The following is a 19,594-nucleotide window of genomic DNA, read 5'->3' on the forward strand; positions in this document are numbered from 1 at the left end:
GTTCAAAGGTCTTCGTTGGCCCGTTGTCAGCGGGCGTGGCTAATGGAATCTCGGTAGTACCCGTATCGTTCAGCCCGGAGGGCGTCAGCAGGTACGAGGACGGCAGCCCGAACAGCCGCCGACCGTTGTGTCTTGTTATGCGCCGACCACTGTCGGACTTTTGCCCGGAACGAGCGTGGCTGCGCTGGCTGGCGCGATACCGGCTTCGAACTCTGAGCGGAAATACTTGATCGCACTGCCCAAGGGTTCAACGGCGCCCGGTGCATGGGCACAGAAGGTCTTGCCAGGGCCGAGGAAATTGACCAGACCCAGCAGGGTTTCGATATCACCCGGCTGACCCTGACCGTTCTCGATGGCGCGAAGCATTTTCACGCTCCATGGCAAACCGTCGCGGCATGGCGTGCAGAAGCCGCAGGACTCCTGAGCGAAAAACTCTTCCATGTTGCGCAGCAGCGAGACCATGTTGACCGAATCGTCGACCGCCATCGCCAGACCCGTACCCATCCGGGTGCCGACCTTGGCGATACCGCCTGCATACATCTGGGCGTCCAGATGCTCAGGCAGCAGGAACCCCGTACCGGCGCCTCCGGGTTGCCAGCACTTGAGCTTGAAGCCATCGCGCATGCCGCCGGCGTAGTCTTCGAACAGTTCGCGAGCCTGTACGCCGAAAGGCAGCTCCCACAAACCGGGGTTTTTGACCTTGCCGGAGAAGCCCATCAGCTTGGTGCCGTGGTCTTCACTGCCTTCGCGAGCCAGCGACTTGTACCAGTCGTTGCCGTTGTTGACGATGGCAGGCACGTTGCACAGGGTCTCGACGTTGTTCACACAGGTCGGCTTGCCCCAAACGCCTACTGCAGCAGGGAAGGGCGGCTTGGAGCGCGGGTTGGCGCGGCGGCCTTCCAGCGAGTTGATCAGTGCGGTTTCTTCACCGCAAATGTAGCGACCGGCACCGGTGTGCACGAACAGTTCGAAGTCGAACCCGGTGCCGAGAATGTTCTTGCCCAGCAAGCCGGCGGCCTTGGCTTCCGCCACTGCGCGATTGAGGTGCTTGGCCGCAGTGACGTATTCGCCGCGCAGGAAGATATAGCCGCGATAGGCTTTCAGCGCGCGGGCACTGATCAGCATGCCCTCGACCAGCAGATGGGGCAGTTGCTCCATCAGCATGCGGTCTTTCCAGGTGTTGGGCTCCATCTCGTCCGCGTTGCACAGCAGGTAGCGGATGTTCATGGATTCGTCTTTGGGCATCAGGCCCCATTTCACACCGGTGGGGAAGCCTGCGCCACCGCGGCCCTTGAGGCCCGAGTCCTTGACCGACTGGACGATATCGTCAGGCGCCTGTTGCGTCAGCGCCTTGCGCGCTGCGGCATAGCCGTCCTTGGTCTGGTACTCGTCGAGCCAGACCGGTTCGCCGTCGTCGCGCAGACGCCAGGTCAGCGGATGGGTTTCTGCCGTGCGCGCAATGCGGTTGGCAGGGCCGAAGGAAGTGATGGTCATAGGTAACCCTCCAGCATCTTGGCAACGCCAGCAGGCTGTACATCGCCGAAAGTGTCGTCGTCGACCATCACGGCCGGCGCCTTGTCACAGTTGCCGAGGCAGCAGACCGGCAGCAGTGTGAAACGACCGTCGGCGGTGGTCTGACCCAGGCCGATGCCCAGTGAGCTCTTGATCTCGTCGACCACGTTTTCGTGGCCGCCGATGAAGCACACCATGCTGTTGCAGACGCGAATGATGTGACGCCCGACCGGCTGGCGAAAGATCTGGCTGTAGAAGGTGGCAACGCCTTCGACGTCGCTGGCGGGAATGCCCAGCAGGTCGCCGATCGCGTAAATCGCGCCGTCGGGCACCCAGCCACGTTCCTTCTGAACAATTTTCAGGGCTTCGATGGACGCCGCGCGCGGGTCCTCGTAGTGATGCATCTCATGCTCGATGGCCGAGCGCTCGGTTTCGCTCAGCGCGAAACGGTCTGTCTGGATTAGCGGGCTATTCATGCTTAGCGGTCCACGTCGGCCATAACGAAATCGATACTACCCAGGTACGCGATCAAGTCCGCGACCATGCTGCCTTTGATCACCGAAGGGATCTGCTGCAGGTGCGGGTAACTCGGGGTGCGGATCCGGGTACGGTAGCTCATGGTGCCGCCGTCGCTCGTCAGGTAATAGCTGTTGATACCCTTGGTCGCTTCGATCATCTGGAAGGACTCGTTGGCCGGCATGACCGGGCCCCACGAAACCTGCAGGAAGTGCGTGATCAGGGTTTCGATGTGCTGCAGGGTGCGCTCTTTCGGCGGCGGCGTGGTCAGCGGGTGATCCGCCTTGTACGGGCCTTCCGGCATGTTGCGCATGCACTGGTCGATGATCTTGATACTCTGGCGCATCTCTTCGACGCGGACCATGCAGCGGTCATAGGCATCGCCATTGGCGGCCAGCGGCACTTCGAATTCGAAGTTCTCGTAGCCCGAGTAAGGGCGCGCCTTGCGCAGGTCGAAATCGCAACCGGTGGAGCGCAGGCCTGCACCGGTGACGCCCCATTCGAGGGCTTCCTTGGTGTTGTAGGCGGCGACGCCGACGGTACGACCCTTGAGAATACTGTTCTGCAGGGCAGCCTTGGTGTATTCGTCCAGGCGCTTGGGCAGCCAGTCGACGAAGTCCTTGACCAGTTTTTCCCAGCCACGCGGCAGGTCGTGAGCGACCCCACCGATGCGGTACCAGGCAGGGTGCAGACGGAAGCCGGTAATCGCTTCGATCACGGTGTAGGCTTTCTGGCGGTCGGTGAACGTGAAGAACACCGGTGTCATGGCGCCCACGTCCTGAATGTAGGTACCCAGGAACAGCAGGTGACTGGTGATACGGAAGAACTCGGCCATCATGATGCGGATGACGTCGACCTTTTCCGGCACCTTGATGCCTGCCAGCTTCTCGACCGAGAGCACATAAGGCAGGTTGTTCATCACCCCGCCCAGGTAATCGATACGGTCGGTGTAGGGAATGAAGCTGTGCCAGGACTGGCGTTCGGCCATTTTCTCGGCACCACGGTGGTGGTAGCCGATGTCCGGAACGCAGTCGACGATCTCTTCGCCGTCCAGTTGCAGAATGATACGGAACGCGCCGTGAGCAGAAGGGTGGTTCGGCCCCAGGTTGAGGAACATGTAGTCCTCGTTGGCGCCAGAGCGTTTCATGCCCCAGTCTTCCGGACGGAAGCGTGCGGCTTCCTCTTCCAGTTGCTGTTTGGCGAGGGTCAGGCTGTACGGGTCGAATTCCGTTGCACGGGCAGGGAAGTCCTTGCGCAGCGGATGACCTTTCCAGGTCGGCGGCATCATGATGCGGCTCAGGTGCGGGTGGCCTGGGAAGTCGATGCCGAACATGTCCCACACTTCACGCTCGTACCAGTTGGCGTTCGGCCAGATGCTGGTAATCGTCGGTACGCTCAGGTCGCTTTCGGAAAGCGCTACCTTGATCATCACGTCGCTGTTTCGCTCGATCGACAGCAGGTGATAGAAGACGGTGAAGTCTGCACCGGGCAGACCACGACGGTTTGTGCGCAGACGCTCGTCGACGCCATGCAGGTCATAGAGCATGGAGTAGGGCTTGGGCACGTTGCGCAGGAACGTCAGAATTTCAAACAGTCGGGCGCGCTCGACCCACAGCACGGGCATGCCGGTGCGAGTCGGCTGGGCAGTGAAAGCCTCGGCACCAAAACGGTTATTCAGTTCAACGACGACATCTTGGTCGTCAGCCTTGTAAGGCGGGATGTACAGAGCGTTGTCTGCAGTCATAGGTCTCAATCACTTCGGTCAACGTACAGAATCAACCCCGGTTCTTGTCTTTTTTATAAGAAGAACGGGCTGGATCAGACTTCGTCGGGGCTGCGCAGGTTGGTCACCTGAATACGCTGTTCGCGGCGCTGTTCCTTTTGCGATGGCATCTCGGCGCGATACACGCCTTGATCGCCAACGACCCAGGAAAGAGGGCGACGCTCCTTGCCGATGGATTCCTGCAACAGCATCAAGCCTTGCAGAAACGCTTCGGGGCGGGGCGGGCAGCCGGGCACGTAGACATCCACGGGAAGGAATTTGTCCACCCCCTGGACCACTGAGTAGATGTCGTACATGCCACCGGAGTTGGCACACGAACCCATGGAAATGACCCACTTGGGTTCGAGCATTTGCTCGTAGAGACGCTGGATGATCGGCGCCATCTTGATGAAGCAGGTACCGGCAATGACCATGAAATCCGCCTGTCGTGGCGACGCCCGGATCACTTCAGCGCCAAAGCGCGCGATGTCGTGGGGTGCCGTGAAGGCGGTGGTCATTTCCACATAGCAGCACGACAGGCCGAAGTTGTAGGGCCACAGGGAGTTTTTACGTCCCCAGTTGACCGCACCGTTCAGCACGTCTTCCAGCTTGCCCATGTAGATGTTTTTGTGGACTTGATCTTCTAACGGATCGGAAACGGTTTCCCGTTTGCCAATGGGGTACTGCTCGTTAGGAGCGTCCGGGTCGATCCTGGTGAGATTATATTGCATCGCCAAAGCCTCATTGTTTCAGCTTCGCTTGCCGATTACGGCGACCTTCAGGAGCCCAGTCAAGAGCACCAACCCGCCATAGGTAGACAAGACCTGCCAACAGAATTGCTATGAAAACGAGAGCTTCGACGAATCCGGTCCAGCCGCTTTCGCGGACGGACACAGACCAGGCAAAGAGAAAGAGGGCTTCAATGTCAAAGATCACGAAAAGCATCGCGACCAGATAGAATTTTGCGGAGAGACGCAGGCGCGCACTGCCGGTAGGCAGCATGCCGGATTCGAAAGGTTCGTTCTTGCTGCGGCCCCAGGCCTTGCTTCCGAGCAGGCTGGAAAGACCGAGCATGAAGGCGCAAAGGCCGACAACACCCAAAAGGAAAATGGCGAAGCCCCAGTTATGGGCAATCAGACCTGTCGATTCGGGCATGCTGTCAGTCCTTGTTAGAGAGCAAAGGTCTCTGTGCTTGATAAAGAGTCGAGGCAGTGACGAAATGTCGCAGTGCGGTCAACGGATTGATTTTATGTGCAAACAGTTGGCAAGTAAATTTTCTACATCAAATTTATTTACGGAATTAATTGCCCAAGGCCTTTCAGGGAGGCTGCAGGGCCTGCCGGGCGGGCATCAGCGGGGATTTCGTTAATTATGTTTCTTGACCGAGAAAAGCAGGAAAACGCAATTTGAATGATAATTAATATCATTTGAAGTGGTCTTGGTAGTTTGCCGTTCGGTAGTCGGCGCATAGTGGGTAACGGTACTGCTTATAAAGTACGCCTTTTGTAGCATTCGCCCGGCAACTGCATATTGTCCGAAATCAATACCGGCACCTTCTGACACAAAAGACAGACCGCCCTGACGGACGGCCTGTGTTTTCAACGCGTTGCGCGGTGTATCAGTGGAATTGCTCTTCTTCGGTCGAGCCGGTGAGTGCGGTTACCGACGATACGCCGCCCTGAATCACGGTCGTCATGTCGTCGAAATAGCCGGTACCCACTTCCTGCTGGTGAGCCACGAAGGTATAACCCTTGGCAGCGTCGGCGAATTCCTGTTCCTGCAGCTTCACGTAGGCGGTCATGTCGTTGCGGGCGTAGTCATGCGCCAGATTGAACATGCTGTGCCACATGTTGTGAATGCCTGCCAGGGTAATGAACTGGTGCTTGTACCCCATCGCCGACAGCTCGCGCTGAAACTTGGCGATGGTTGCGTCGTCGAGGTTTTTCTTCCAGTTGAAGGACGGCGAGCAGTTGTAGGACAGCAACTGATCCGGGTATTCCTTTTTGATCGCTTCGGCGAAGCGGCGTGCCTCGTCCAGATCCGGCCTGGCGGTTTCGCACCAGATCAGATCGGCGTAGGGCGCGTACGCCAGACCGCGTGCGATGGCCTGATCGAGGCCGGCGCGAACCTTGTAGAACCCCTCATGGGTACGTTCGCCGGTCACGAATGGCTTGTCGTACGGATCGCAATCGGATGTCAGCAAGTCGGCAGCGTTGGCATCAGTCCGGGCCAGAATGATGGTCGGTACACCGGCCACGTCGGCGGCCAGGCGTGCAGCGACCAGTTTCTGTATGGCTTCCTGAGTCGGGACCAGCACTTTGCCGCCCATGTGGCCACATTTCTTCACTGAAGCCAGTTGATCTTCGAAGTGCACCCCGGCGGCACCGGCCTCGATCATGCTTTTCATCAGCTCATAGGCATTGAGTACACCGCCGAATCCGGCTTCCGCGTCTGCCACGATCGGAGCGAAGTAGTCGATGTAGCCTTCGTCGCCCGGCGCCTTGCCGGCTTTCCACTGGATCTGGTCGGCACGGCGGAACGAGTTGTTGATGCGCTTGACCACGGTAGGCACCGAGTCAACCGGGTACAGCGACTGATCCGGGTACATGGACTCGGCAGAGTTGTTGTCGGCGGCGACCTGCCAGCCGGAAAGGTAGATGGCCTGAATGCCAGCCTTGACCTGCTGCACAGCCTGGCCGCCCGTGAGGGCGCCCATGCAATTGACGAAATCCTTGTCCGGCCGAAAGGACGGTTTGGCACCCTGGGTCACCAGGTTCCACAGCTTGTCCGCGCCCAGCCGTGCAAAGGTGTGTTCGGGTTGAACCGAGCCGCGCAGGCGGACCACATCTGAAGCGGAATAAGTACGGGTCACGTTTTTCCAGCGCGGATTTTCAGCCCAGTCTTTCTCGAGAGCCGCTATTTGTTGTTCGCGTGTCAGTGCCATGGTGATAAACCTCTAGAAGTAGGTCTCGTTGGAAAGTCCTGCTCCGCCAAAACGCCTCGTTTATCGAAGGCACGGTAGATGGCTGCTCGCTGATCCGGGGTTTTGCCTGAAGCCGCATGTTATGAGTGGCGCGACGGGCGAACGAGGTGCTCGAGGGGAGAGCGGGCGTCCGGACATGAGGCTGTCAGGTGGACAGTCGGGCCTGCAGTGGCGTTGTGCATCACCGTCGGCCTTGCCGGGTTACCGTTTACGCTTCCGTCCCTCGGGACAACTTCGTTCCAGTCGCAACCTCGTCAAACTGCCTTGTGGGCGATGCGGACACGAATCGGCTCTGCGGGTGTGTGAGAGCGGCGACTCGAAGGCTTTTTGCAAAGCCTCTGATTAGCGGGAGCGAGGCAATCATGCCTCGCACTTTAGGGGGGCGTCAAACGTTTTGTAGTGCTTTTTTTAAATCACTACATATTTGTGAAAAGTAGACCGGGCAGTCATCAAAAGGCCCGTAAGTATTGGGTTTTCGGCCCGTGCAGGCTATTCGAGGGTTTCGACCTTTACACGCAAAATCATATCGTCACGACCCTGTGTGGAATAGCGTTGCGCCAGGCCACTTTGATCCGCGACGGATTCATTGCTGTTGCTCGCCAGTGTGATCCATTCTCCCAGCCGTCCGCTGACCTGGCTGTCAGTACTCTGCACCTTGATAGCGTCGGGTCGCTCCTGGCTCATGCGGTCATGATTGGTGCTGATACTCAGGTGAACCGTGTCGCCGGTCACGCTGGCCGTGACGTAAAACCCTTGGGTTACATTGCGGTACTCGGTGTCGCTTCGGGAATATCCGTACGCGTCCGTGGATGAAGAGGTCAGCGGCACACTCTGGCCAACCTGTATGAGTGCCGGGGTGCCCTCGCTGGTCTGCACTTGTTGCACGCCGCCTTCACGGCTGGCGGTACCGTACTGAATAACCCGCGAGCCACTGCTGCTGCGGGTCGCGCTGTCGCTGGTGTCGATGCTGATCAGCAAGCGTTTCGGTGCCGTATCGAGCTGCGAGATCAAGGCGCGAAGTTCTTCGATCTTGCGTGACTCTGCATTCACGATCAGTTGATTGCCGTAGGCGCTGACGGTGCCTTCGTCCCCCAGAAAGGATTTGGCGACCGGCAACAGATCGGCACTGGTGCGGTAGTTGAGCGGGACGACTTCGGTCGCCGCGAAGACCTGAACGCTAAAGACGATCAGCATCGAGGTGAGCGCTGCATTGAGCAAGTTGCGTACTGACATGTTCATTCTCCGCGGTGAGCGCGTAAAGCATGATTGTGCCACTGTGTCGGCTGCAGGCAATCAAGCTGAATGGTCAGGCATAAAAATGCCCTGCGGCTTTTCGGTTCGACCTTGAGGGGGGCGAGCGAAAAAGAGCAGGGCGATCATCATGTAGTGCCGCTGCAAGCGCCTACATAACTGCGTTGATCACGCTTCGCGGAGCATATCAACGTGTGGCAGGCCGGCTTCGAGAAACTCGTCGCTGATAACCGAAAAGCCGAAGCGCTGATAAAACTCGACGGCCTGCACCTGAGCGCTCAGCTTGAGCGGCTTGAGCCCACGCTGTTCGGCTTCATGGATCACTGCACCCAACAGAGCCTCGCCGACCTTCAGGCCACGCCAGTCTCTCAGGACTGACAGGCGACCGATCTCGCCATCGGGCAGCAGTCGGGCAGTGCCCACCGCATATTCACCCTCGTACGCCAGAAAATGCACGGCACCTGCGTCTTCGGCATCCCACTCCAGTTCCGGCGGCACCGATTGTTCGGCAATGAATACCGAATCGCGTATGCGCCGGATATCGGCGTTGTTCTTCTGCCATTGGGCGACAGTTACAGTGACTTTATTCATCGGCAAATCCCAGGCTTCCTTGTTTTACGAGTTCGCAAAGCAAATTGCGCCCCTCGTCATCGGCCAACCATTGGCCAAGGTTTTCGCTGTGCAATGCATCGGCGGCACAGATCAGTTTGAGCAGGTCACGCAGGCTGCCTGGCAGCAGGCGGCTCTGGCCACTGGCAAACAGTAGCAGATCGTCATCGACTTCAGACCACGCCAGCCGTGCGCTCGGGTTACGAATCAGCACCGCGCCCTGCTCAAGGCTGTCGAGCAGGTCCTGTTCGTCGAGCTCTGGGCCGGTCACCAGTTCCGGGTAGCGCGGTTCGGTCATGAACTGGCCGAACCAGGTCAGCAGCAGGCGTTCGTCACTCATGTGCTCGGCCAGCAGCGTTTTCAGGCGATCAAGCGCTTCATGCTGGATCTGATGAGGATCGCTGACCGGCTGGGCGTCAGCATCGGTGTAGCGCTCTTCGTCCGGTATGAACTGGCTGAGGAAGTCAGTGAAGTGAGTCAGGACTTCGGCGGCGCTTGGTGCGCGGAAACCGACCGAGTAGGTCAGGCAGTCGTCGACGGCGACGCCGCAGTGCGCTAGGCGCGGCGGTAGATAAAGCATGTCGCCCGGTTCCAGCGTCCACTCTTCGGTCTTCTCGAATTCGGCAAGGATGCGCAGGTCGGCATGCTGCAGCAGCGGGCTTTCCGCATCGCACATCTGGCCGATCTGCCAGTGGCGTTTGCCATGCCCCTGAAGCAGGAACACATCATAGTTGTCGAAGTGCGGACCGACGCTGCCGCCAGGGGCTGCGTAGCTGATCATCACATCGTCAATCCGCCAGCTGGGCAGAAAGCGGAAGTTTTCCAGCAGCTCGCTGACTTCCGGAACGAATTGGTCCACGGCCTGGACCAGCAGCGTCCAGTCGCGCTCGGGCAGTTTGCTGAATTCGTCTTCAGCGAACGGGCCACGACGCAGCTCCCACGGGCGCTCGCCGTTTTCGATGACCAGGCGCGACTCCACTTCTTCTTCCAGGGCGAGGCCGGCAAGCTCGTCCGCGTCGATCGGGCTTTGAAAGTCCGGCAGAGCCTGGCGGATCAGCAGCGGTTTTTTCTGCCAGTAGTCACGCAGGAAAACGCGAGCAGTGATGCCGCCCAGAAGTTGTAGAGGAATATCAGGATTCATGTGTAAGCCCTTGAAATGAAAACGCCCGGCACAGCCGGGCGTGTGCAATTTTTTTGCGTGTCAGATGCGCTTGGCCTGAGCGGCTGCGTTACCGATGTAATTGGCAGGCGTGAGCTTCTTGAGCTCGGCCTTGGCTTCGGCAGGCATGTCCAGGCCATCGATGAAAGTCTGCAGCGCTTCAGGGCCGATGCCCTTGCCGCGTGTCAGCTCCTTCAGTTTTTCGTACGGGTTTTCGATGTTGTAACGACGCATGACGGTTTGAATCGGCTCTGCCAGAACTTCCCAGCAAGCGTCCAGATCGGCGGCAATGCGCTGCTCGTTCAGTTCCAGCTTGCTGATGCCCTTGAGGCTGGCTTCGTAGGCAATGACGCTATGGGCAAAGCCGACGCCCAGGTTGCGCAGTACGGTGGAGTCGGTCAGATCACGCTGCCAGCGGGACACAGGCAGCTTGCTCGCCAGGTGCTGGAACAGTGCGTTGGCGATGCCCAGGTTGCCTTCGGAGTTTTCGAAGTCGATCGGGTTGACCTTGTGCGGCATGGTTGAGGAGCCGATTTCGCCAGCAATGGTGCGCTGCTTGAAATAGCCCAGCGAGATGTAGCCCCAGATGTCGCGGTCGAAGTCGATCAGGATGGTGTTGAAGCGGGCAATGGCGTCGAACAGCTCGGCAATGTAGTCGTGCGGTTCGATCTGCGTGGTGTAGGGGTTGAAACCCAGGCCCAGCTCGTCTTCGATGAAGGCCCGCGCATTGGCTTCCCAGTCGATGTCTGCATAGGCAGAGAGGTGGGCATTGTAGTTGCCGACTGCGCCGTTGATTTTGCCGAGCAACGGGACTGCTGCGATCTGACTGATCTGGCGCTCGAGGCGGTAAACGACGTTTGCCAACTCCTTGCCCAGTGTGGTCGGGGAGGCGGGCTGGCCGTGAGTGCGGGACAGCATCGGCACGTCTGCAAAGCGAATCGCCAGCTCGCGGATGGCGTCGGCGATCTGGCGCATCAGTGGCAGCACTACGGTGTCGCGACCCTCGCGCAGCATCAGTGCGTGAGACAGGTTGTTGATGTCTTCGCTGGTGCAGGCGAAGTGGATGAACTCGCTGACCTTTTCCAGCTCTGGCAATTTGGCAGCCTGCTCCTTGAGCAGATACTCCACAGCCTTCACGTCATGATTGGTGGTGCGCTCGATTTCCTTGACGCGCTCGGCATGTTCCACGGAGAAGTCTTCAGCCAGGGCATCCAGGATGGCATTGGCTTGCGCGGAGAAGGCCGGGACTTCGGTGATTTGCGGGTGAGCCGCAAGACGCTGGAGCCAGCGAACTTCAACCATCACGCGAAAACGGATCAGGCCGTATTCGCTGAAAATAGGGCGCAAGGCCTGGGTTTTGCCGGCGTAGCGGCCATCAACAGGGGAAACCGCAGTGAGCGAAGAAAGCTGCATGGGATGCTCTCGGACAGTCGGGCGACGAAAAGGGCGCATATCATACATGAAAAGTCAGTCGGACCGGAGCCCGCCGACCAGCGTAGACAGCGTCGTGCCTGGGGTGGTGAAGGTCATTGGCGCGCGGCGGGTCAGCCGTGCAGCAATGGGTAGAGTTCTTTCAACAACTTGCGGCGGCTGAACACCAGTTGCCAGCGATGACCGCCAACTTGCCGCCACAGGCGGGCAGAGCGAATACCGGCCAGCAGAATGCCGCGAATCTTCGAGGCATTGTTCGGCTGCTGCAGGTTACGCATGTCGCCTTGTACCTGAATGCGCTGGCGCAAGGTACTCAGGGTGTCCTGGTACAGCGCGCCGGTCGCGGCAATCACGTTCTCATGGGCGATGCCAAAATGCTCGACCTGGGACTGAATCACCGGAATGCGTTTGCCGATCACTTCAAGCAGGTCATCGCGCTTGGCCAGCTGGCGCTCGAGGCCGAGCATCGACAGGGCGTAGCGCAACGGTTCGCGTTGCAAGGTTGCCGGGTCACGTTCCAGGGCGCTGGCCATGGCGCGATAGCCTTCGTGCAGGTTGAGATCGTCGCCGCCGTAAACGTCCAGCGTATCCTTGGGGTCGACCACCAGCAGGCTGCCGAGCATGCAGCTTAGGGCTGCTTCGCTGATCTGACCGGTCTTGGCGATCCGGTCGACCAGCACGGCGGCCTGGAATACACCGCCCAGAGCGATCAGTTGTTCCTGAGTCGGGCTCATCAACGCTTGTCCTTGCTGGTCCAGGGTTCGGCAATTTCGATCACGCCGCCGCCCAGACAGATTTCGCCGTCGTAGAACACCACGGACTGGCCGGGGGTGACGGCGCGCTGCGGGTCATCGAATGTGGCGCGGTAACCGTCAGCGGTCTTTTCCAGCGTGCACGGCTGGTCGCCTTGACGATAACGGACCTTCGCGGTGAGCTTGCGCGGGCTGCTCAGGTCGATCGGGTTGACCCAATAGATTTCCGAAGAAACCAGCGCACGGGAAAACAGCCAGGGGTGATCATTGCCCTGACCGACAATCAGTTCATTGTTGTCCAGGTCCTTGACCAGCACGTACCACGGATCATCACTGGCGTCCTTGAGGCCGCCGATTCCCAGGCCCTGGCGCTGGCCGATGGTGTGGTACATCAGGCCGCTGTGACGACCGATGACTTCACCCTCGGTGGTCTTGATTTCGCCGGGCTGGGCGGGCAGGTACTGGCGCAGAAAATCAGTGAAGCGGCGCTCGCCAATGAAGCAGATTCCGGTGGAATCCTTCTTCTTGGCAGTGGCCAGGCCGTGTTTTTCGGCAATGGCCCGGACTTCCGGTTTTTCCAGTTCGCCAACCGGGAACAGCGTCCGGGCGATCTGCTCGCCGCCAACGGCGTGCAGGAAGTAGCTCTGGTCCTTGTTCGGGTCCAGGCCCTTGAGCAGCTCGGTACGTCCATCGATATCACGGCGGCGCACGTAATGGCCTGTAGCGATAAGGTCAGCGCCCAGCATCAGTGCGTAGTCGAGAAACGCCTTGAACTTGATTTCGCGGTTACACAGGATGTCCGGGTTAGGGGTGCGCCCGGCCTTGTACTCTTCAAGGAAGTGCTCGAAGACGTTGTCCCAGTACTCGGCCGCGAAGTTGGCCGTGTGCAGCTTGATGCCGATCTTGTCGCACACGGCCTGGGCGTCCGCCAGGTCTTCGCGGGCGGTGCAGTATTCCGTTCCGTCGTCTTCTTCCCAGTTCTTCATGAACAAGCCTTCCACCTGATAACCCTGCTCCATGAGCAGTACGGCGGAAACGGAAGAGTCCACGCCGCCGGACATGCCGACTATGACGCGCTTCATTTCTGAGTTCGAGGGGGCTGGATCACGCATGGGGGTTCAACGGCTGACCTGTAAAAGGACGCGATTCTATCAGGCTGAGGGCGTCGAGTCTCACGCCTTGTCGCGCAGCAGGTCGAGACTGAAATGTTCGCCATCGAGGTAGTCGTCCAGACAACGCAATACCAGCTCGCTGCGCCAGCGCTCCTGTTGGGCCACTAGTTCATCGCGAGTCAGCCAGACTGCGCCGACGATGCCTTCATCGAGTTGATACTCCGGGTGGTGGCGCAGGCCCTTGGCGGCAAAGCAGATTCGCTGGTAGGTCACGCCATTGCTCGGCGCGGTGTACAGGTAGATGCCCACCACGCTGGTCAATTCGACGTCCCAGCCGGTTTCTTCCAGGGTTTCACGCACGGCGGCACGTTGCAGGCTTTCGTTCGGGTCCAAGTGCCCGGCGGGTTGGTTGAGTACGGCGCGTCCGCCTTTGATTTCCTCAACGAAAAGAAAGCGGCCTTGATCTTCGACGATGGTGGCGACGGTAACGTGGGCTTGCCAGGTCATGGTAATGGTCTCTTTGCAGGGGATTGGGTCGGCCGTAACAGCTTATTGGTGCTCGAACTGCAGGTCATGCCTCAGGGCACTGACGCAGAAGTCCACAAAGGCTCGCACTTTGGATGAGCGACGACGGCCCTCCAGGTAAACAACGTGAACCGGTTCCGGCGTTATTTCGAACGTCTCCAGAACACACTTGAGCCTGCCTTCCTGCAGGTGATCGCGTATCTGATAGTACGGCACCTGGGTCAGCCCCCAGCCTTGTAATGCTGCGCTGATCGCCGCCTGATAAGACGTCAGGCTGAGTCTCGAGGCGACATCGACCGAATAATTATTGTCATCGATCCGGAAAAGCCATTGAGGCGGGCGTTCGGCGGTGGTGGTTGAAACCGTCGAATGCTGTCGCAAATCGTCGGGATGCTGCGGAACTCCATGCTTTTCGAGATAGGCCGGGGATGCGCAAACCATGCGCCGCACGCTACCTGTCGGGATTGCGGTCAGAGACGAATCGGGCAGGGCACCGATCCTGACGGCCACGTCGACGCCCTCATCGAGCATGGACACTACTCGGTCGACCAGAATGGCACGGATGTCCACAGCCGGAAAACGCTCGAGAAAGCTCGTCATTACGGGCACGACATGCAGCGCGCCGAACATCTGGGGTGCGGTGATCGTCAGCAGGCCGCCTGGCACTGCATGCAAGCCGCCTGCCGCGCTTTCAGCCTCATCAAGGTCGGCAAGCAGTCGGCGGCAATCAGCGGCGAAGCGCTGGCCCGCCTCGGTGAGCCGCATGTTGCGAGTGGTGCGCACCACCAGCAGGATGCCCAGGCGGCTCTCCAGACTCGCGACAGCCCGGGTTACCGTGGCGGTCGACAGGCCAAAATGGCGGGCTACCCCGGCAAAACTGGTTTGCTCGGCAAGTCCGGCAAAAAGCGTCATTTCCTGAATACGGTCCATAGGCAGCCTGCTTGCCACGAAAGACGCGAAATCGTATCAGCATTTCAGAAATTGAAAGGGTGAATTGATTTTTTCGGTAATTCTGCAGTCCAGTTGCAATGACTAGGATGGCGACTCATTCATCCAGCCCGGTCAGACTCTGCTATGAAAAATTCCGGTTCAGTCGACGCTGAAAATGCCGCATCCGGTGTCAGTCGGCGCAAGGTTTTACAAGCGTCAGCGTTAGGCGCTGCTTCTGCTCTCGGGGCGTCGTTGGTGAGCGCCGCTTCTGCAAGTAATAAACCTCTATCCAGGGAAAGTGCAATGAGCATTGATGATGCCTTCCGCGTGACGTTTCACACTCAGCAGGTAGGGGACGTCAATGTGTGCTATCGCGAAGTCGGAGCCAAGGACGCCCCGGTGCTGCTGTTGCTTCATGGTTTCCCGAGTGCCAGTCACATGTTTCGTGACCTGATGCCATTGTTGGCGAGTCAGTACCGCCTGATCGCTCCCGATCTGCCCGGATTTGGTAATACCAAAGCACCACCGCGCGGGCAGTTCGATTACACATTCGAAAACCTTTACAAGGTAATCGAGGGCTTCACCGAGGCGCTGGGCCTGAAGAAGTATGCGTTATACATATTCGACTATGGCGCACCGACAGGTTTGCGGCTCGCAGCGGCGAACCCGGAGAAGGTCACCGCAATCATCAGTCAGAACGGCAATGCCTACCTGGAGGGATTCAGCGATCAATGGGGCCCGTGGCAAGCCTATTGGCGCGAGCCTTCGGCAGCCAATCGCGAAGCCTGTCGCGCCTCGCTCTCACCGCAAGTCATCCGGGACTGGCAATACGGTACGGGAGCCGATCCTGAAAAGCTTTCTCCCGATGGCTACAACCTCGACATTCTGTATATGGCGCGGCCGGGCGCAGAAGAGATCCAGCTTGATCTGATTCTCGACTACCGCAGTAACGTAGCGGCTTACCCCTCGTTTCAGGAGTGCCTGCGCAAATATCAGCCACCCTTGCTGGCGGTCTGGGGCAAGCACGATCCTGCGTTCATACCTCCCGGCGCGCATGCTTTTCGCAAGGACGTTCCGGCGGCTGAAGTGCATCTGCTGGATGCAGGCCACTTTGCATTGGAAACGCACGCGCCGGAGGTCGCTGAATACATTCGCGACTTTCTTTCGCGCGCGCTGAAAAACTGAAGGGGGCAATCATGTTCTTGAGCAGGGATCTCCCAGGCTTGCGAGATCACACCTGTAACTGAAATTTTTCATGGATAAAAAAATCCCCGGCAAAAGGCCGGGGATTTTTTTGCGAGGCGGTGCATTTTTATGCACCGCCTCGGATTGCCTCTTACAGCGCGGCGATAGCCGCGTTGAGCGTGGCGCTCGGGCGCATGGCCTTGCTGGTGACTTCCGGGTTAGGGAAGTAGTAGCCGCCGATGTCTACCGGCTTGCCCTGAACCGCGTTCAGCTCGGCAACGATTTTTTCTTCGTTGTCGGTCAGGGTTTTCGCCAGAGGTGCGAACTGCGCCTTGAGGTCTGCATCGTCGTTCTGAGCCGCCAGTGCCTGAGCCCAGAACAGGGTCAGGTAGAAGTGGCTGCCGCGGTTATCGATACCGCCGACCTTGCGCGAAGGCGACTTGTTACGGTCCAGGAACTCGCCAGTGGCCTGGTCGAGGGTCTTGGACAGAACCAGTGCTTTCGGATTGTTGTAGGCATGGCCCAGATGCTCGAGGGACGCTGCCAGAGCCAGGAATTCACCCAGCGAATCCCAGCGCAGGAAGTTTTCCTCGACGAACTGTTGCACGTGCTTCGGAGCCGAACCACCTGCGCCGGTTTCGAACAGGCCGCCCCCGTTCATCAGCGGAACGATCGACAGCATCTTCGCGCTGGTGCCCAGTTCCATGATCGGGAACAGGTCGGTCAGGTAGTCGCGCAGTACGTTACCGGTGACCGAAATGGTGTCCTTGCCTGCGCGAGTGCGTTCCAGGGTCAGCTTCATCGCGTCGACAGGTGACAGGATCTGGATATCCAGGCCCGACGTGTCGTGGTCGCCCAGGTACTTGCGCACTTTTTCGATCATCACGCTGTCATGGGCGCGGGACGAATCCAGCCAGAAGATAGCCGGGGTATTGCTGGCGCGGGCACGATTGACGGCCAGTTTCACCCAGTCCTGAATCGGTGCGTCCTTGGCCTGGCACATGCGCCAGATATCGCCCGCTTCGACCTTCTGTTCCATCAGCAGGTTGCCCTGGCTGTCAGTTACACGAACAACGCCGTTGGTCTGAATGTGGAACGTCTTGTCGTGGGAGCCATACTCTTCGGCCTTCTGAGCCATCAGGCCGACGTTCGGTACGCTGCCCATGGTGGTCGGGTCGAATGCGCCATTTTTCTTGCAGTCTTCGATGACTGCCTGATAGATGGTGGCGTAGCAGCGATCCGGAATCACGGCCTTGGCATCGTGCAACTGGCCGTCTGTGCCCCACATCTTGCCGGAGTCACGAATCATTGCCGGCATTGAGGCGTCGACGATGACGTCGCTCGGCACGTGCAGGTTGGTGATGCCCTTGTCGGAATTGACCATCGCCAGCTGTGGGCGAACGGCGTAGACCGCTTCGATATCAGCCTTGATTTCTGCCTGCTTGTCAGCGGGCAGGCTAGTGATGCGCTCGTACAGGTCGCCGATGCCATTGTTCAGGCTGAAGCCGATCTGTTTGAGCGTATCAGCGTGCTTGGTCAGCGCATCCTTGTAGAACTCGTCGACGATCTGGCCGAACATGATCGGGTCGGAGATCTTCATCATGGTCGCTTTCAAGTGCACCGAAAACAGCACGCCCTGCTTGCGGGCGTCTTCGATTTCGGCAGCAATGAAGCTGCGCAGGGCCTTGGCGCTCATGACCGAGCAGTCGACGACTTCGCCAGCCTTGACGGCGGTTTTTTCTTTCAGGACGGTGGTGGTGCCGTCCTGAGCGACGAGTTCGATCTTGACGGTATTGTCGGCCGCGATCTCGGCGGCTTTTTCGCTGCCGTAGAAGTCGCCGTTGCTCATGTGTGCAACGTGAGCCTTGGAGTCAGCTGACCAGGCGCCCATCTTGTGCGGGTGTTTGCGCGCGTAGTTCTTGACCGACAGCGGGGCGCGGCGATCGGAGTTGCCTTCGCGCAGAACCGGGTTCACGGCGCTGCCCTTGGTCTTGTCGTAGCGTGCGCGGGTTTCTTTTTCCGCGTCAGTGGCAGGATTTTCAGGGTAGTCAGGGATGTTGTAGCCCTGATTCTGAAGCTCCTTGATGGTCGCCTTCAATTGCGGGACCGAGGCGCTGATGTTAGGCAGCTTGATGATGTTGGCTTCTGGCGTGGTAGCCAGTTTGCCCAGCTCGGCGAGATGATCCGGCACTTTTTTGTCGGCAAGCAATTCCGGGAAGCTGGAAAGAACACGGCCCGCCAGAGAAATGTCGCGTGTTTCCACGTCGATATCGGAGGTCGCTGTGAACGCTTCGATAATAGGCAGCAGGGAGTAGGTGGCGAGGGCCGGAGCTTCGTCGGTGAAGGTGTAGATGATCTTCGAGCGGTTGGACATTCGTATTAACTCTCTTTTGCTGAGCATGCACAAAATCTCGATACGCGCATTCTAAGCGCGCTTGCCCACGGTTCGGCCATGAGCCAGGTCGAGGTTTATTCGCGGTGATGTTGGGTGCATCAGTCGAGCGTCAAGCTGTCGGGTCAGGTAGCAGCCCGACGCATAAGGAAGGCCGAGGGTCAGAATTCGGACGGGTCGGCCTTGATGACTCTGCGGTCACGGCGCGAGTATATCAAACCATTGGCACCAAGCATTAATGCTATGCGAGCTATCGAAAAATGAATATCCGCCGTTGGTCGAACGTGCGGTTTGCCAGACAGGCACTCGGAGTGGCTGGCGCATCGGCCCCAGCAGGCCTGAAGGTAGGACGAATTCGATGGGAGAGGGGCGAACTTCCATTGTACGGGCTGGGCTGCGCAGGCCATATGAACGTCCTGGAGTCTGGGCATCCGCGGTGCAACAACCGCTAATTCGATACCCTGTGGAGCGCGACGGGTATAAAGCAGACCAACATAGCTGTCTCTTTATGTGTCCGGCAAAGCTCATTGCGTGCTTCTGGCAGTTCGGCTGCTCTGATGGCTGCCGTTATACATCAACTGACTTTTTCAACACGAGCATCAGGCGTCCGCGTGAGCGTGGTCCTGCTGAAGCAGCGGCTGCGTGTCCTTTGCCGGATCCAGCTTTTTCTCTTCCGAGCTGTTGATTTTTATTGCCTGCAGCCCTTTAGGGCCGTGGGCGACTTCAAATCTGACTTTATGGCCAGCCTTGAGGGTTTTGTAACCTTCCATTTCGATAGCCGAGAAATGAACGAACAGGTCCTCGTCACTCTTGCCTTCAGCGTTTATGAACCCAAACCCTTTTGCATTGTTGAACCACTTGACTTTTCCTTCAATCATCACCATCTCCCTCTGCAAAGGACTCCGTCAGGAGTATCATCCACTTCAATCCGCTACCCACCCAAAAAATTTTGGTTGACTGTGCGGACCCTTTTTACCCAATGTGGGCTCTATTGGTTGTAACACCGTTTAGCTGATAGTCAAGGTCATGTGGCAGCCCATTTAAAAACCGTCCAGACTGCGACTAAATTGCTCAATCCGCCCTCAAACGAACATTTCTTTCCATGCATGCATTCAGCAAGATTCGACTAACATTCAATCAGGATGATCCGCAGTCGCACGAGGACGACTCGGCGGGCATTGCGGTGCAGGACGCCAAGCCGACCCTGCAGGCGCCACCGATGTACAAGGTGGTTTTATTCAACGATGACTACACCCCGATGGATTTCGTCGTAGAAGTGCTCGAGGTGTTTTTTAACCTGAATCGTGAGCTGGCTACCAAAGTCATGCTGGCCGTCCATACAGAGGGACGGGCAGTCTGCGGATTGTTTACCCGCGACATCGCCGAGACCAAGGCAATGCAGGTCAATCAATACGCCAGGGAGAGCCAGCATCCGCTACTCTGTGAGATCGAGAAGGACGGTTAAACGCCGACCA

General features: G+C 58.5%; 18 protein-coding genes. 2 read left to right on the top strand and 16 right to left on the bottom strand.

The window, feature by feature from the left end; translation table 11 throughout:
- Positions 1–135: 135 nt before the first annotated feature.
- The 14 genes from nuoF to ACW55A_RS18760 form a co-directional block, all read right to left on the bottom strand.
- On the bottom strand, positions 136–1,494 hold the full coding sequence (gene nuoF, locus ACW55A_RS18695; RefSeq protein WP_003405108.1) for an NADH-quinone oxidoreductase subunit NuoF: 1,359 nt from the start codon (positions 1,492–1,494) through the stop codon (positions 136–138).
- The gene (nuoE, locus tag ACW55A_RS18700) at positions 1,491–1,988 is read right to left on the bottom strand and encodes an NADH-quinone oxidoreductase subunit NuoE (RefSeq protein WP_002554014.1); all 498 of its coding nucleotides are present in this window, start codon (positions 1,986–1,988) and stop codon (positions 1,491–1,493) included. The genes nuoF and nuoE overlap by 4 nt, the downstream gene beginning before the upstream one ends.
- Before the next feature lie 2 nt (positions 1,989–1,990).
- The gene (gene nuoC, locus ACW55A_RS18705; RefSeq protein WP_455808624.1) at positions 1,991–3,772 is read right to left on the bottom strand and encodes an NADH-quinone oxidoreductase subunit C/D; all 1,782 of its coding nucleotides are present in this window, start codon (positions 3,770–3,772) and stop codon (positions 1,991–1,993) included.
- A gap of 74 nt (positions 3,773–3,846) precedes the next feature.
- The gene (locus tag ACW55A_RS18710; RefSeq protein ID WP_002554012.1) at positions 3,847–4,521 is read right to left on the bottom strand and encodes a NuoB/complex I 20 kDa subunit family protein; all 675 of its coding nucleotides are present in this window, start codon (positions 4,519–4,521) and stop codon (positions 3,847–3,849) included.
- A 10-nt stretch (positions 4,522–4,531) separates the two neighbouring features.
- On the bottom strand, positions 4,532–4,945 hold the full coding sequence (locus ACW55A_RS18715) for an NADH-quinone oxidoreductase subunit A (protein ID WP_002554011.1): 414 nt from the start codon (positions 4,943–4,945) through the stop codon (positions 4,532–4,534).
- Positions 4,946–5,408: 463 nt separating this feature from the next.
- Entirely contained in the window at positions 5,409–6,734 is a 1,326-nt protein-coding gene (gene aceA, locus ACW55A_RS18720; protein ID WP_455808625.1) for an isocitrate lyase, read from the bottom strand.
- 528 nt (positions 6,735–7,262) lie between these two features.
- The gene (locus ACW55A_RS18725) at positions 7,263–8,006 is read right to left on the bottom strand and encodes a secretin N-terminal domain-containing protein (RefSeq protein ID WP_455808626.1); all 744 of its coding nucleotides are present in this window, start codon (positions 8,004–8,006) and stop codon (positions 7,263–7,265) included.
- Positions 8,007–8,192: 186 nt separating this feature from the next.
- On the bottom strand, positions 8,193–8,615 hold the full coding sequence (locus ACW55A_RS18730) for a GNAT family N-acetyltransferase (protein WP_003371737.1): 423 nt from the start codon (positions 8,613–8,615) through the stop codon (positions 8,193–8,195).
- A complete protein-coding gene (locus ACW55A_RS18735; RefSeq protein ID WP_065349569.1) occupies positions 8,608–9,774 on the bottom strand; it encodes a ribosomal protein uL16 3-hydroxylase in 1,167 nt (388 codons plus the stop codon). Before ACW55A_RS18735 ends, ACW55A_RS18730 begins: the two co-directional genes overlap by 8 nt.
- A 60-nt stretch (positions 9,775–9,834) precedes the next feature.
- The gene (gene purB / locus ACW55A_RS18740) at positions 9,835–11,205 is read right to left on the bottom strand and encodes an adenylosuccinate lyase (RefSeq protein WP_003371741.1); all 1,371 of its coding nucleotides are present in this window, start codon (positions 11,203–11,205) and stop codon (positions 9,835–9,837) included.
- A 131-nt stretch (positions 11,206–11,336) separates the two neighbouring features.
- Positions 11,337–11,957, bottom strand: coding sequence for a high frequency lysogenization protein HflD (gene hflD / locus ACW55A_RS18745; protein ID WP_003405097.1), 621 nt, complete (start codon positions 11,955–11,957; stop codon positions 11,337–11,339).
- The gene (gene mnmA, locus ACW55A_RS18750; protein ID WP_003436015.1) at positions 11,957–13,057 is read right to left on the bottom strand and encodes a tRNA 2-thiouridine(34) synthase MnmA; all 1,101 of its coding nucleotides are present in this window, start codon (positions 13,055–13,057) and stop codon (positions 11,957–11,959) included. The genes hflD and mnmA overlap by 1 nt, the downstream gene beginning before the upstream one ends.
- A gap of 90 nt (positions 13,058–13,147) precedes the next feature.
- Complete coding sequence (locus ACW55A_RS18755) at positions 13,148–13,594, bottom strand: NUDIX hydrolase (protein WP_003350322.1); 447 nt, start codon at positions 13,592–13,594, stop codon at positions 13,148–13,150.
- A gap of 42 nt (positions 13,595–13,636) precedes the next feature.
- Entirely contained in the window at positions 13,637–14,542 is a 906-nt protein-coding gene (locus tag ACW55A_RS18760; RefSeq protein WP_024663379.1) for a LysR family transcriptional regulator, read from the bottom strand.
- Positions 14,543–14,845: 303 nt separating this feature from the next.
- Here ACW55A_RS18760 and ACW55A_RS18765 point away from each other — a divergent pair, with 303 nt between their 5' ends.
- Positions 14,846–15,727: an alpha/beta fold hydrolase gene (locus tag ACW55A_RS18765; protein ID WP_498811111.1), complete on the top strand. Its 882-nt coding sequence runs from the start codon at positions 14,846–14,848 to the stop codon at positions 15,725–15,727.
- 151 nt (positions 15,728–15,878) lie between these two features.
- On the opposite strand, the gene ACW55A_RS18770 is transcribed toward ACW55A_RS18765, so the two are convergent.
- Together ACW55A_RS18770 and ACW55A_RS18775 are read right to left on the bottom strand one after the other, a co-directional pair.
- Positions 15,879–18,101: an NADP-dependent isocitrate dehydrogenase gene (locus ACW55A_RS18770; protein ID WP_044308824.1), complete on the bottom strand. Its 2,223-nt coding sequence runs from the start codon at positions 18,099–18,101 to the stop codon at positions 15,879–15,881.
- A gap of 617 nt (positions 18,102–18,718) precedes the next feature.
- Positions 18,719–19,003, bottom strand: coding sequence for a cold shock domain-containing protein (locus tag ACW55A_RS18775; protein ID WP_499140575.1), 285 nt, complete (start codon positions 19,001–19,003; stop codon positions 18,719–18,721).
- 218 nt (positions 19,004–19,221) lie between these two features.
- Between ACW55A_RS18775 and clpS the strand changes: the two genes are divergently transcribed.
- Entirely contained in the window at positions 19,222–19,584 is a 363-nt protein-coding gene (clpS, locus tag ACW55A_RS18780; RefSeq protein WP_003405085.1) for an ATP-dependent Clp protease adapter ClpS, read from the top strand.
- Positions 19,585–19,594 lie beyond the last annotated feature (10 nt).

This window comes from Plantibacter cousiniae (nom. nud.) (assembly GCF_977070315.1).